This is a genomic window from Actinophytocola sp. (assembly GCF_035712165.1).
In the GTDB taxonomy this organism is placed as follows: Bacteria; Actinomycetota; Actinomycetes; order Mycobacteriales; family Pseudonocardiaceae; genus DASYTH01.
The window spans coordinates 1-12,598 of record NZ_DASTBH010000114.1 but is presented as its reverse complement, the minus strand read 5'-3'; the positions used below and the strand labels follow the sequence as shown (position 1 = coordinate 12,598).

Here is a 12,598-nt window from a genome sequence, read left to right as displayed (position 1 = left end):
GTGCATGGGGCGCCGCACGGTGTCGTAACGCCGGCCGTTGACCAACGCGGTACCGGAGGTCGGCAGGTCCAGCCCGAGCACGACGCGCATGGTGGTGGACTTGCCCGCGCCGTTGGGGCCGAGGAACCCGGTCACCTGCCCGGGCCGCACGCTGAAGGTCAGCTCGTCGACCGCGAGCGTGGCGCCGAATCGTTTGGTCAGATCTCGCACTTCGATCATGGCGACAACGGTGCCGCAGCGCACCGCCGGCCACATCGGCCCTGGGCCTGGACCTGTGGTGTCTCAATCAGACCTGGGGATGACGGCCCTCGGTCCGACGCGGTGCGCCGGTCCGAACGATACGGTCGCTGCGTGCACGACGGCAGGCCGATGCTGTTCACCCGCGGGATGCGGCGCAGCCACCTGATCGCCATCGACATCCTGGTGGCGGTCGGTCCCGTGCTGCTGATCATGCTCGCGGTCGGAGACGCCGGCTCCACCCGCAGTTTCCAGGGACCGGGCTGGTTCGGTGTGCTCGTCGCGGTCGCGATCGGACTCCCGATCGGGGTGCGCCGGATCTGGCCGCTGGGTTCCTTGACCATCATCTACCTGTCGCTCGCGGTGGCCACCGTGAGCGGCATGGCGTGGGGCCAGAGCGGGATTCCGTTCCTGATCCCGATGGCGCTCGCGCTGTACTCGCTGGGCCTGCTGGAGCCACGCCGTCGCTCCGTGCTCGCCCTGGTGGCCTGTCTCGCCGGGACGACACTGGCGATTCTGGCCACCGCCGTGGCCACCGAGAAACCGCCGCCATGGGAGACGCCGGCGATGCTCCTGCTGGACTGGTTGCTGCTCGCCACGCCGTGGGCAGCCGGCCGGGCCGTCCGAGCACGCCGCGCCGACGCCGTCAACGCCGCCGAGCAGTTGGCCCGGCAGGCGGTCAGCGACGAGCGGTTGCGGATCGCCAGGGAACTGCACGACATCGTGGCCCACAGCCTCAGCCTGATCACGGTCAAGGCATCCGTGGCCAACCATGTGGCGCGGGACCGACCGGACGAGGCGCGGGATGCGCTCCGGATCATCGAGGACACCAGCCGCGACACGATGATCGAGATGCGCCGGCTGCTCGGCGTGTTGCGTTCGGACTCCAGCGGCCTGGACCTCGCCCCCAGCCCCGGGCTCGGCGGACTGCGCGACCTGGCCGATCGTGCCGGGATGGCCGGAGTGCGGGTCGACCTCGACGTGCACGGTCCGGAGCGGCTGCCGGACGGCGTCGAACTGTCGATCTATCGGATCGTGCAGGAGGCGCTGACCAATGTCGTCAAACACGCCGCCCCGGCCCATTGCCGGGTGCGCGTGGACGCCGACGAGCGGGCGGCAACGGTCACGGTGGTCGACGACGGTCCGGGTGTCCGCTCACTGCCCGCGAGCTCGCCGGGCCACGGCCTCATCGGCATGCGCGAGCGGGTGATGATGTACGACGGGGAGTTCGCGGCCGGCCCGGGTCACGGTGGCGGCTTCACGGTGACGGCCCGACTGCCGTACCGGCTTGCCGGCGAGCGGACATGATCAGGGTCCTGATCGCCGACGACCAGGCGTTGCTGCGCGGCAGCTTCCGCCTGCTGGTGGACACGGCGCCGGACCTGGTCACGGTCGGCGAAGCCGCGTCGGGGGTGGACGCCGTGCGACTGACCGGGCAGGAGCGGCCCGATGTCGTGCTGATGGACATTCGGATGCCGGAGTTGGACGGCATCGAAGCCACGCGGCGGATCTGCTCGACGCCGGCCACCAGCGACGTGCGGGTGCTGATCCTGACCACGTTCGATCTGGACACCTATGTCTACTCGGCACTGCGGGCCGGAGCGAGCGGCTTTCTGCTCAAGGACACCCCGCCGGTGGATGTGCTCGCCGCGATTCGGGTGGTCGCCGCCGGCGAGGGTCTGCTCTCCCCCACGGTCACCCGCCGCCTGATCGCGGAGTTCGCTCGCCGCCCGGAACCGACCCGCACCCGGTCGGCCCGGCTGGACGGCATCACCGAACGAGAACGGGAGGTGCTCACGCTCATCGCCACCGGTCTGTCCAACCCGGAGATCGCCACCCATCTGCACCTCAGCCTCGCCACGGTGAAAACGCACGTCGGCCGCCTCCTCGCCAAACTCCAGGCCCGCGACCGCGCCCAACTCGTGATCATCGCCTACGAAACCGGCCTCGTCACGACCTCCCCGCACTAGCCAAAACCCCCGCCCCGCAACAAACCCCGCCCCCGACACCCGGCGACCCGCCCTCGAGGCGGCGCCTCGCGGGTGGCGGCACGTGGCTGGCACGCAAGCAGAAAGGCCCCGCCGAAGCGAGGCCTGACCTGCGTGAAGGTTGGTGGGCGATACTGGGATTGAACCAGTGACCTCTACCGTGTCAAGGTAGCGCTCTCCCACTGAGCTAATCGCCCGCCGAGGCGGAGGCGGGAATCGAACCCGCGTACAGGGCTTTGCAGGCCCTTGCCTAAGCCACTCGGCCACTCCGCCACCGTTTTCCCGAGGGTATCCCGGGAGTCCGGCCCTGGTCCGAGGGGCCGATCCGAGCGGACGACGGGACTCGAACCCGCGACCCTCACCTTGGCAAGGTGATGCGCTACCAACTGCGCTACGTCCGCAAGCCACAACCTCGACGGCGGAACCCCTGGTCCCCCTCAGCCGGCTGCCGTGGTGCGACCGGAACTTTATCCGACCGCCGAATCCCGGATCAACCGGGGTTCCCCCATCTCACCAACTGGGCTTTACGTGAGGTCGGTGGAGATCAGGTGGGTGAGCGCCTCGTCCACATCGACCCACAGGTGCTCGTTGCCGGGCACCACGACGTCATAGGTGCGGTCGAGGAAGTCCGCCAACTCCTGGGCCGACGCCTCGAACACCGCGTGCCCGGACGGCGAGCTGAGCTCGATCACGACCACCTCGGGATCGTCGGCGGCGGGGCGGATGCGCACGTCGCCGTCGCCCGCCTCGGCGATGAGGCCATCGGCCAGCAGGTCCCGGGCGTACACCCACTCAACCCAGCCGGCGCGCCCGGTGCGGAAGGCCGCGACGACTGCGTACGGGTCACGCGTGTCATAGCGAAGCTCGACCTTGACCGGCACCGCGGGCGTGCGGGGCGCGAGCAGGTCGAACACCGCTGTTGAGCGGAGCGTGACGTGATCGTTGCGCATCGTCGTACCCTTCTTCTCCCTCCCAGTCCATTGAACGACTGAGCCCGGCCAATGTGACGCCTCAACCGCCCAAATGGTCCCAAAGACCGCCAAATATCACCCATCCGGTCCAACGTGTCCCGGCGGGCGACCTGAGACAGTCTGCCCCGTCTTCACCCTATGGTGGCAAGCTTCGGTCGAACTCCGGTAAGACTGTGGCCTTAATGTTGCTTGCGCCGCGGGCGGGCACAATGCGGATGTGAGCCAACCAACCACAGAGCAGCGCTGGCACCCGCGCCGGCCGGACTGGGCGACCAGGAGCCAGGGGCGGCTGACGTGCTACCGGATCGGCGTGGGAACGCTCGGCGGGCTCGTCCTGGTCGCCGGCATCGTGCTGATCCCCTACCCCGGGCCGGGCTGGCTGATCGTGTTCGGCGGGCTCGCCATCCTGGCGGCGGAGTTCGAGTGGGCGCACCGGCTGCTGGCGTTCGCGCGGGGGAAGTACACGGCCTGGACGCACTGGCTGGGCCGGCAACACGTGCTCGTCCGATGGGGGATGTACGTGCTCACCTGCCTGGTGGTGCTCGGCACGCTGTGGCTGCTCGGAGTGTTCGGGCTGGTCGGTGGCTGGCTGGGCATCGAGTGGCCCTGGCTGGCATCCCCGTTTTTTGGATGATCCACCCGAACCTGTACCGTATCGTCGTCGCGACGGGCGATTAGCTCAGCGGGAGAGCGCTCCGCTCACACCGGAGAGGTCACTGGTTCGATCCCAGTATCGCCCACACGTTCGACTACGATCAGGCCCCGCCTCGGCGGGGCCTGATCCGTGTCCGGGCCCTCACCCATGAGACACCTGTGACCTACGCCAACATCTCGGACGGGGTAACCCAGCTGCCGGCCGGGCGGGCAAAGGGCTCGACAGGGGGCATTTAACAGCACATTCATCTGCCCTTGGCGCACATTCTGACGTGCTGAATCGTGCCATTGATGGGATCATGACGCAGTCCACGAGGATTGGCTCTCCGACGCCATCGCGTGTATTGATCGAGCCAGTTGAGCCTGGGGTGCTAACCAATGTCGTCTGACAAGTGACACCCGAGCCGGCCGCCGGCGAGTGTCAAAGCGTTGGCTACCAACGGTTTTCGATCATCGGGCTGACTCCGGCCACATCTGCCATAACGGTCGCACCATGACTTTCGCGGGCCTCTCATAAGCCCGTCGCGATTGGCGCAGCGTCATTCGAGACGGTCTCGGTTCCTCCTTTCGGGTGCATTTACTGAAACCGCGTGCTGATCCGTGGCCTACGCGTGTTCTCCGTACGTAAAGTACCGGACACAAGTGAGAGGACACTTCTGATGACCAGCCCGCGGCCCCCCGGCCCGGACTGGGTCAATCTCGACAGACCCAGCCCCGCCCGCGTGTACGACTACCTCCTCGGCGGAGGACACAACTTTCCGGTCGACCGGGAAGCGGCCAACCACATGCTCCGCGTGCTGCCCGGCCTGGACGCCGTGGCCGGCTGGAACCGCGCTTTCCTGCGCCGGGCCGTGCTGTTCATGATCGACCAGGGGATCACCCAGTTCCTCGACCTCGGCTCGGGTATCCCGACCGTGGGCAACGTGCACGAGATCGCCCAGCGGGCCGACCCGGGCTGCCGGGTGGTGTACGTGGACCGAGACGAGGTGGCGGTCGCGCACACCGAGATGGTCGTCGCCGACGACGAGAACACCGCGATCCTGCGTGCCGACATCCGCACCCCGCATGTGGTGCTCCGGTCGCCGCAGGTCGGCCGGCTGCTCGACCTGCGCAGGCCGGTCGGGCTGTTGATGGTCGCCGTCATGCACTTCGTGTCCGACGAGGCGGATCCGGGCGGCGTCATCGCCGCCTACCTCGACGCACTGCCGCCGGGCAGCGTGCTGGCCCTGAGCCACCTGACCGCCGACCACCGGCCGACGGAGGTCGCCCTGGCGACCAAGGCCCTGTCGAACACCTGCGACCAGGTACATCCACGGTCATACGACCAGGTCAGCGCGCTGTTCACCGGCCTGGAGCTGGTGGACCCGGGCGTGGTCGGCGTGCCGTTCTGGCGCCCCGAGCTGACCACCGGCGCCGACGGCGTCGGACACGATGACATGTACGCCGGCGTGGCCCGAAAGGTCTGATCACACCCGGTTTGGCGCCGGCCTGGTGTGCAACCCCCAGGGAGTGACGGAGAACCGGTTGGTGGCCCATCGATACCGCCTGGTCGAGCGGCTCGGCGGCGGCGGGATGGGCGTGGTGTGGCGGGCCTACGACGAACGACTGCACCGCAAGGTGGCGGTCAAGCAGCTGCTCCTGCCCGACGCGACCGGGCCGAAGACCGACGAGGCCAAACGGCGGGCGATGCGCGAGGGCCGGATCGCCGCCAAGCTGCAGCATCCCCACTCGATCGCCGTGTACGACGTGCTCGAGGAGGACGGCCAGCCCTACCTGATCATGGAGTACCTGCCGTCCCGCAGCCTGGCCGAGGTGCTCGCCGAGCGCGGCCCGCTCCCGGTGGAGCAGGTCGCCCAGGTCGGAGCCCAGCTCGCCGGCGCGCTGGCCTCGGCACACGCGGCCGGGGTGGTGCACCGGGACGTGAAGCCGGGCAACGTGCTGCTCGATCCGGACGGCACGGTCAAGATCACGGACTTCGGCATCTCCCGCGCGGTCGAGGACGCGACCGTCACGGCGACCGGGATGATCGCCGGGACCCCGGCCTACCTGTCCCCGGAGGTGGCCAAGGGCGAGACGGCCACCTACGCCTCCGACGTCTTCTCCCTCGGCGCGACCCTCTACACGGCGCTGGAGGGCCGGCCCCCGTTCGGCACCAACGACAACGCGATCGCGCTGCTGCACCGGATCGCGTCCGGCCAGATGATCCCGCCGGCCCGGTCCGGGCCGCTGACCGGCGCGCTGACCCGCATGCTGAGCCTCGATCCGGCGAAGCGGCCGACGATGGTCGAGGTCGAGACGGAGCTGACCGAGGCGCCGGCGCGCACGGCCACCGCCACCGCCCTGATGCCCGCCGTGCCGGTGGCCCCGGACCCGGTCCCGGCGGCACCGGTTCGAACCGCGCCCGTTCGGGACGAACCGCCCCGGCGCGGCCGCGGTCGGCTGCCGCTGATCATCGCCGCGGTCCTGGTGCTGGGCCTGGTCGGCCTGGGGTTCGCGCTCCTGCAGAACCAGGAGGAGCCCGGCGGCGGCATCGCGGCCACCACCACCCCGGCTGCGGCGACCCAGCCGCCGACCCAGGCACCGACCCAGGCACCGACCCAGGCGCCCACGCAGGCGCCCACCAGGGCGCCGACCGGCGAACCGACCGCGCAACCGCCGTCACCCCCGCGCAGCGCGGCCGACACGATCGTCGCCTACTACGGGCTGATGCCGGGGAACCTGACCGAGACGTGGACCTGGCTGACCCCCAAGTACCAGCGCAGTCCGGCCGGTGGGTTCGAGGGTTACCAGCGGTTCTGGGGCGGGATGCAGGGCGTGCGGGTCTCCGGCGTCAACCCGGCCGGGGACAGCACGGTGGAGGCGAACGTGGAGTACCTGCGCAAGGACGGCCGGGTGGTCCGTGAGCGGCACCGCTACCAGTTGGTCAGCCAGGACGGCCGCTGGCTGATCGACGAGTCCTCGGTGCTGTCCAGCGTGACCAGTTGATCAGTCCAGTTTCCGGTCATTGGCCCGCGACCGCCGCACGCCGCCCGGGCTAGCGTGCCGGTGTGGATCCGAGACTGGCCGACGACCTGGCCCGGTTGCCCGAGTTGCTGGAGTCCACCCGGACCGTGGCCGAGCGAGCGCTGACCGGCCTGCCCGAGCGTCCGGTGGTCCGGCGCGTGCCACCGCCCGACCCGGAACCGTTGCCCCACACCGGGATCGGGCTGGACGCGGCCCTCGCGCGGTTCAGCAGGCGCTGGGAGCCCGGGTTCTCGGCCAGCGCCGGCCCGCGGTACCTGGGTTTCGTGACCGGGGGCGCCACCCCTGCCGCGCTCGCCGGGGACTGGCTGGCGGCCACCTTCGACCAGAACGTGGTGACCGTCCGGGACTCCTCGGCCGCCTACCTGGAACGGGAAACCGTTGGCTGGCTTGGCGAACTGCTCGGGCTGACCTCGGCCCACCACGGGGCGTTCGTCAGCGGCGCCACCATGTCCACGTTCGTCGGGCTGGCCACCGCCCGCGAGTGGCTGGGTGAACAGCTCGGTGTTTCCGTTGCCCGGCAAGGGGTTGGCGCGCTCGGCGAGGTCGTGGTGCTGTCCGGCGCGCCACACTCGACCGTCTATAAGGGACTGTCGATGGCCGGCATCGGACGGGACCGGGTGCGGCTCGTCCCGGTGCTACCCGGCCGGGAGGCGGTCGACGTGGCCGCGCTGCGCGAGGCGCTGGCCGGGTTGGCCGGCCGGCCCGCGATCGTGGTGGGCAACGCCGGGACGGTCAACACCGGAGACTTCGACGACCTGTCCGCGATCGCCGAGCTCAAGGCCAGCCACCCGTTCTGGCTGCACGTCGACGGCGCGTTCGGCGGCCTGGCGGTGCTGTCCCGGGAGCACGCGCCGCTGCTCGACGGGTTGGCCGGCGCCGACTCGGTGTGCGTCGACCTGCACAAGTGGCTCAACGTCCCGTACGACGCCGCCGTGCAGTTCAACCGGCGCCAGGACCTGCAGGTGGCGGTCTTCCACAACGCCACGCCCTACCTCGGCATGCCGACCGGCGAGCCCGACTTCGTCCACCTCACGCCGGAAAGCTCCCGCCGGCAGCGCGCGCTGGCCACCTGGTTCGCGCTCACCGCGTACGGCGTGGAGGGGCACCGGGAGATCGTCGAGCGGGACATCGCCGCGGCCCGGCGGCTCGGCGACCTGCTGGCCACACTGCCGGGTGTGCGGCTGCTCGCCCCGGTCCGGCTCAACGTCGTCTGTTTCGCCGTGCCGGGCGACGTCGACGCCGTCGCGGACGAACTGACCCGTACCGGCGAGGTGTTCGTGACCCCCACCGTCTACACCGGAGGGCCCGCACTGCGTGCCGCGTTCAGCAACTGGCGCACCCGGGACACCGACGTGGACCGGGTGTTCGCCGCGGTCAAGCAGGTGCTGGCCTGACTGCTCAGTCGCCGCGGGCCCGGGCCCGGCGCTTGCCCTCGTGCATGGCCGCCACCCGGGCGACCGGGATGGCCCGGCCCTCCTCGAGCAGGTCCTCGCCGATCCGTTGCGGCTCCGGCATGGCCGCCGCCCACGGGTCGCCGCCGGCCAGCAGACCGGGCGCGGTGTGCACGGTGAAGTCACCGGGGCTGACCGCGTCGAGTTGGTCCCACGGCACCGGGAACGAGACCGGGGCACCCGGCCGGACCCGAGGACTGTAGGCGGCCACCACGGTCGCGCCGCCCGACCTGGTCGAGTCCAGGAAGACCTTGCCGCCCCGGTCCTCGCGGATGTACGCCGTGGTCGCCAGGTCCGGGTCGAGGCGTTCGGCCCGGGCGGCGATGGCCCGGGTGGCCGCGGCGACGTCCTCGGCCGGCGCGCTGGTGTCGACCGGCACGAACACGTGCAGTCCCTTGGCGCCGCTGGTCTTGGCCACGCCGGTGAGCCCCGCGTCGGTGAGCACCGACCGGATGAGCTGCGCCGCCCGGGCGGCCAGCGAGAAGGCGGCGCCCTCCGGCGGGTCGATGTCCAGCACCAGGTACGTCGGGTGCTGCCAGTCGTCGGCCCGGACCAGCGTCGGGTGGAACTCCACGGCCCGCTGGTTGGCGAACCAGAGCAGGGTGCGGCGGTCGTCGCAGAGCGCGTAGGACACCTCGCGCTTGGAGCTCTCCGCCCACACCGACACCGTGCGCACCCAGTCCGGGGTGTACTTGGGGGTGTTCTTCTGCATGAACGGCGCCTGTCCCCGGAGCACCCGGATCACCGACAGCGGCCGGCCGGTGAGCTCCGGCAGGATCGCGTCGCGGACCGCGTCCAGGTAGTCCACCAGATCCCGCTTGGTCGCCGCCGCGCCGTCGAACAATGGCGTGTCGAGGTTGCTCAGCCGAACCCCGTCGCGCTCCTCATCGCTGCTGCCCACGCCGACCAGCGTGCCATCCACCGCGCCCTCACGCTTGCGCGAAACGCAGAGCGGTGAACCTGGCCTCGAACCCCGAGCCGTCCGGCGCGGCGCTCATCGGGCCCACCAACACCTCCTGGTCCGGGGGCAGGTACGCCAGCCGCACCATCGTGGCCGGCGCCGAACCGGTGCGGTAGCGCACCATGACCGTGTCGCCGGACCGCTCCAGCTCGAGGGTGACCGGCGTGTTCGCGGCCTCCGGCAGCGGCAGCACCGACCAGTCCGAGTTCTCCCGGGTGACCACCGTGCTGAGCAGCAACCGGCCGTCCAGCTCGATCCCTGCCTTGATCCAGTTGCGCTCGTCGATGCGGACCATCAGGCCGGCCTGGTCGTAGCGGTCGCGGTAGTCCCCGCTGACCGTCACGGTCATCCGGAAGTCACCCCGCAGCGGCCGGCCGAGCACGTGCCCGTCGTCGCGCTCGTAGCCGTAGTGCGTGCCGCGCCAGAAGTCGGTGCCCGGCCCGGCGACCAGCCGCAGGCCGCGATCGTCGGCGGTCCACTCGGGCGGCGGGTTCAGCCAGCGCCAGTCGTCGCCACCGAAGGCCCGAACCGCGTCCGCTGTCATTGGAACGATCCTGCCGGGCGATCTCCCCCTCGTCCATCGCCCGCGCGGCGGTTGGAAACCGCGTGGGTACGTCCGCTCAGCAGGACGTACCCACGCGGGTGCCCATCTAGTCGGCGTGGTCGGTCGCCGGCTGACGGGCGAGCGTGGTGTACCAGTGCCGGTGCACGCAGTGCGTGCGGATGTGCTCGACCGGGCCGGCGGTGCTCGGCAGCGTGAACCGGTCGACCACCTCGGCGATCGCCCCGCAACCCGGGCAGGTGGTGAACGTCATCCCCTCGTCCCCTCGTTCGTGCCCCCAACCAGGCTGCGACTTTCACCGCCCGCGAGGTATCGGACGGCTCCCTCAGAACTCCTGTAAGACAGCCCTATTCGCGCCGTGGGCGGGCTTAGGGCACCGATGGCGACGAGGTAGCCACATGACGTGCGCGGTGGAAGATCCGATCACCTGGGCACGGCCGGATCTGGTCGGGCGGCAGGTCGAGCTGGCCGCACTGCGGGCGGCGCTGGACCGGACCCTGGCCGGTACTCCCGGCCTGTGTCTGGTCACCGGTGAGGCCGGGGTGGGCAAGACCAGGCTGCTGACCGAACTGGCCACGCTGGCCCGGGCGCGCGGCGCCCGGGTGCTGACCGGCGGCTGCCTGCCGCTGGCCGAGGCGGAGCTGCCGTTCGCGCCCATCGTGGAGGCGCTGCGGCACGAGGAGACCGGGTTGGACCTGGTCGCGGCCGGTTCGCCGAGCACGAGCACGCAACCCCGGATGTTCGAGCTGTTCCTCGGCACCCTGGGTCGGATCGCCCGAGGGGCGCCGGTGCTGCTCGCCGTCGAGGACGTGCACTGGGCCGACCGGTCCACTGTGGACCTGCTGGCGTTCCTGGCCCGAAACCTGCGCACCGAGCCCGTGTTGCTGGTGCTGACCTGCCGCGACCACGACCTGGACGACGGGGGCGACGTGCGCCGCCGGCTGCCGGAGTTGGTGCGGCTGCGCGAGGCGGTGCGGGTCGACCTGGACCGGCTCAGCCGCGCCGAGACCGCGACCCAACTGGCCAACCTGACCGGCGCCGACCCGCAGCCGGCGTTCGTGGACGCCGTGTTCGCCCGCTCCGAGGGCAACCCGCTGGTCACCGAGGCACTGGCGGACGCGCCGGATACCGGTGCGGCAGCGCTGCCGTCGTCGTTGCGTGACTTCGTGCTGGGCCGGCTGGCCGTGCTGTCCCCCGCCGCCAGCACCCTGCTGCGGGTCGCGGCGATCGCCGGCCGGGAGGTCCGGCACGATCTGCTGGCCGCGCTGTCCGGGCTGGCCGAGCCGGACGTGTTCGCCGCGCTGCACGAGGCGACCGAGGCGCACGTGTTGCGCCCGCACCCCGACGGAGCGAGCTACACGTTCCGGCATGCGCTGATCCGCGAGGTGATCTACGACCGGATCCTGCCGGCCGAGCGGCGGACGCTGCACGCCCGGTTGGCCAGGGCACTGGAGGACGACCCGGCACTGCGGGCGGCCGACCGGGCCACCCACACCGCCGAGATCGCCTACCACTGGCACGCCGCCGGTGACCATCGCGCGGCGCTGCCCGCCGCGGTCCGGGCCGGCTTCGACGCCTTCCGGCGCAACGGTTTCGCCGAAGCCCTGGCCCAGCTGCGGCGCGCGCTGGACGCCTGGCAGCGGGTGCCCGACCCGGCCGGGCTCGCCGGAATGGACCGGGCCGCGGTGGAGACCGCCGCCGCCGACGCCGCGCACCTGCTCGGCGAGGACGACCAGGCGGTGGGCCTGGCCCACGACGCGCTGCGCCGGTTCGACCATGGCGCGGACCGGTCGCGGGCGGCGGCGTTGTGGAACCGGATCGGCGAGTACCACTACCACGGCGGGCAGCGCGAGGCGGCGGCCGCGGCGTTCCAGGCGGCGCTGACCGTACTGCCGTCCGGACCGCCCGCGGACCCGGCTGGTCCGGACCGGCCGGCCGCGGAGCGGGCCAGCGCCATGGCGGGACTGGCCAAGATCCACGTCGCCTGGTCCGATCTGGACCGGGGCCAGTACCTGGCCGAGCACGCCATCGCCGGGGCCCGGGCGGCCGGCGACCGCCGGGTGGAGGGCCGGGCCCGCAACGTGCTCGGCCTGGCCATGGCGCACCAGGGCGAGCTGTCCGCCGGGCTCGCCGAGCTGGAGCACGCGCTGCGGATCGCCCGCGAGCTGGCCGAGCCGGACGACGTGGCACTCGGCTACATCAACACCGGTTACGTGCTCGGGCTGGCCGCCCGCAACATCGAGGCGGCCCGGCTGTCCCTGGTGGGCTTCCAGGAGATGCGCCGGCTCGGCCTGGAACGCCAGCACGGCAGCTTCCTGCAGGCCAACGCCGCCGGGAACCTGCTGGCCGCGGGCCGGTTCAGCGCCGCGGGTGAGCTGCTGGCGCAGGCCGAGAACCGCGGCATGCGCGGCGTGCGGGCCTTTCCGGTGCTGATCTACCAGGCCCGCCGGCAGATCTGGCTGGGTGAGCTGCCGGCGGCTCGCCGCAGGCTGGACCAGGTCGGCCGGTTGATCGAACCGGGCGCCGTGATCTCGTGGCACCGCTGGTACCGGGAGCTGGTGGCCGAGTGCGCGGTGTGGGAGGGGCACGCCGAGGTCGCCGCCTCGGCCGTGCGCGCCGGGCTCGGGCTGTTGGCCGGCACCGACGAGGAGCTGTTCGCCGGCGCGCTGGTCGCGCTGGGCCTGCGGGCCGAGGCGGACCGGGCCGAGCGGGCCCGCGCGGTCCGGGACGAGGTGGCGGCCGCGGCGGCC

General features: G+C 71.7%; 12 protein-coding genes and 4 tRNA genes. 8 read left to right on the top strand and 8 right to left on the bottom strand.

Annotated elements, in window-relative coordinates:
- Positions 1-219: ATP-binding cassette domain-containing protein (locus tag VFO68_RS05835; RefSeq protein ID WP_325157118.1), on the bottom strand; the 219-nt coding region annotated here is incomplete at its 3' end.
- 132 nt (positions 220-351) lie between these two features.
- Here VFO68_RS05835 and VFO68_RS05830 point away from each other — a divergent pair.
- Positions 352-1,545 (top strand): sensor histidine kinase, encoded by a 1,194-nt coding sequence (locus VFO68_RS05830; protein WP_325157117.1) that lies wholly within the window; start codon positions 352-354, stop codon positions 1,543-1,545.
- Positions 1,542-2,207, top strand: a complete 666-nt coding sequence (locus VFO68_RS05825; RefSeq protein ID WP_325157116.1) for a response regulator transcription factor — start codon at positions 1,542-1,544, stop codon at positions 2,205-2,207. The genes VFO68_RS05830 and VFO68_RS05825 overlap by 4 nt, the downstream gene beginning before the upstream one ends.
- Before the next feature lie 140 nt (positions 2,208-2,347).
- On the opposite strand, the gene VFO68_RS05820 is transcribed toward VFO68_RS05825, so the two are convergent.
- The 4 genes from VFO68_RS05820 to VFO68_RS05805 form a co-directional block, all read right to left on the bottom strand.
- Positions 2,348-2,422 (bottom strand) — tRNA-Val (locus tag VFO68_RS05820).
- Between the two features lie 4 nt (positions 2,423-2,426).
- A tRNA-Cys gene (locus VFO68_RS05815) sits at positions 2,427-2,498 on the bottom strand.
- A 55-nt stretch (positions 2,499-2,553) separates the two neighbouring features.
- Positions 2,554-2,626: transfer RNA gene (locus tag VFO68_RS05810), tRNA-Gly, on the bottom strand.
- A 123-nt stretch (positions 2,627-2,749) separates the two neighbouring features.
- Positions 2,750-3,175: an SsgA family sporulation/cell division regulator gene (locus VFO68_RS05805; RefSeq protein ID WP_325157115.1), complete on the bottom strand. Its 426-nt coding sequence runs from the start codon at positions 3,173-3,175 to the stop codon at positions 2,750-2,752.
- Positions 3,176-3,413: 238 nt separating this feature from the next.
- Here VFO68_RS05805 and VFO68_RS05800 point away from each other — a divergent pair, with 238 nt between their 5' ends.
- From VFO68_RS05800 to VFO68_RS05780, 5 genes are all read left to right on the top strand, one after another.
- Entirely contained in the window at positions 3,414-3,830 is a 417-nt protein-coding gene (locus VFO68_RS05800) for a TIGR02611 family protein (protein WP_325157114.1), read from the top strand.
- Positions 3,831-3,864: 34 nt separating this feature from the next.
- Positions 3,865-3,936: transfer RNA gene (locus VFO68_RS05795), tRNA-Val, on the top strand.
- 573 nt (positions 3,937-4,509) lie between these two features.
- Entirely contained in the window at positions 4,510-5,316 is an 807-nt protein-coding gene (locus tag VFO68_RS05790; protein WP_325157113.1) for an SAM-dependent methyltransferase, read from the top strand.
- A 61-nt stretch (positions 5,317-5,377) separates the two neighbouring features.
- Complete coding sequence (locus VFO68_RS05785; RefSeq protein ID WP_325157112.1) at positions 5,378-6,835, top strand: serine/threonine-protein kinase; 1,458 nt, start codon at positions 5,378-5,380, stop codon at positions 6,833-6,835.
- Positions 6,836-6,897: 62 nt separating this feature from the next.
- A complete protein-coding gene (locus VFO68_RS05780; RefSeq protein ID WP_325157111.1) occupies positions 6,898-8,268 on the top strand; it encodes a pyridoxal phosphate-dependent decarboxylase family protein in 1,371 nt (456 codons plus the stop codon).
- A 4-nt stretch (positions 8,269-8,272) separates the two neighbouring features.
- Here VFO68_RS05780 and ligD read toward each other — a convergent pair whose 3' ends face one another.
- The 3 genes from ligD to VFO68_RS05765 all read right to left on the bottom strand — a co-directional run bounded on the left by ligD (position 8,273) and on the right by VFO68_RS05765 (position 10,101).
- Positions 8,273-9,226 carry a non-homologous end-joining DNA ligase gene (ligD, locus tag VFO68_RS05775; RefSeq protein WP_325157110.1) on the bottom strand — a complete coding sequence of 318 codons (954 nt, stop codon included), beginning with the start codon at positions 9,224-9,226 and terminating at the stop codon, positions 8,273-8,275.
- 28 nt (positions 9,227-9,254) lie between these two features.
- Positions 9,255-9,830 carry a DUF1349 domain-containing protein gene (locus VFO68_RS05770; protein WP_325157109.1) on the bottom strand — a complete coding sequence of 192 codons (576 nt, stop codon included), beginning with the start codon at positions 9,828-9,830 and terminating at the stop codon, positions 9,255-9,257.
- Positions 9,831-9,936: 106 nt separating this feature from the next.
- Positions 9,937-10,101 (bottom strand): hypothetical protein, encoded by a 165-nt coding sequence (locus VFO68_RS05765; RefSeq protein WP_325157108.1) that lies wholly within the window; start codon positions 10,099-10,101, stop codon positions 9,937-9,939.
- 145 nt (positions 10,102-10,246) lie between these two features.
- Between VFO68_RS05765 and VFO68_RS05760 the strand changes: the two genes are divergently transcribed.
- Positions 10,247-12,598 (top strand): ATP-binding protein (locus VFO68_RS05760; protein ID WP_325157107.1); only part of this gene is annotated, 2,352 nt, incomplete at its 3' end.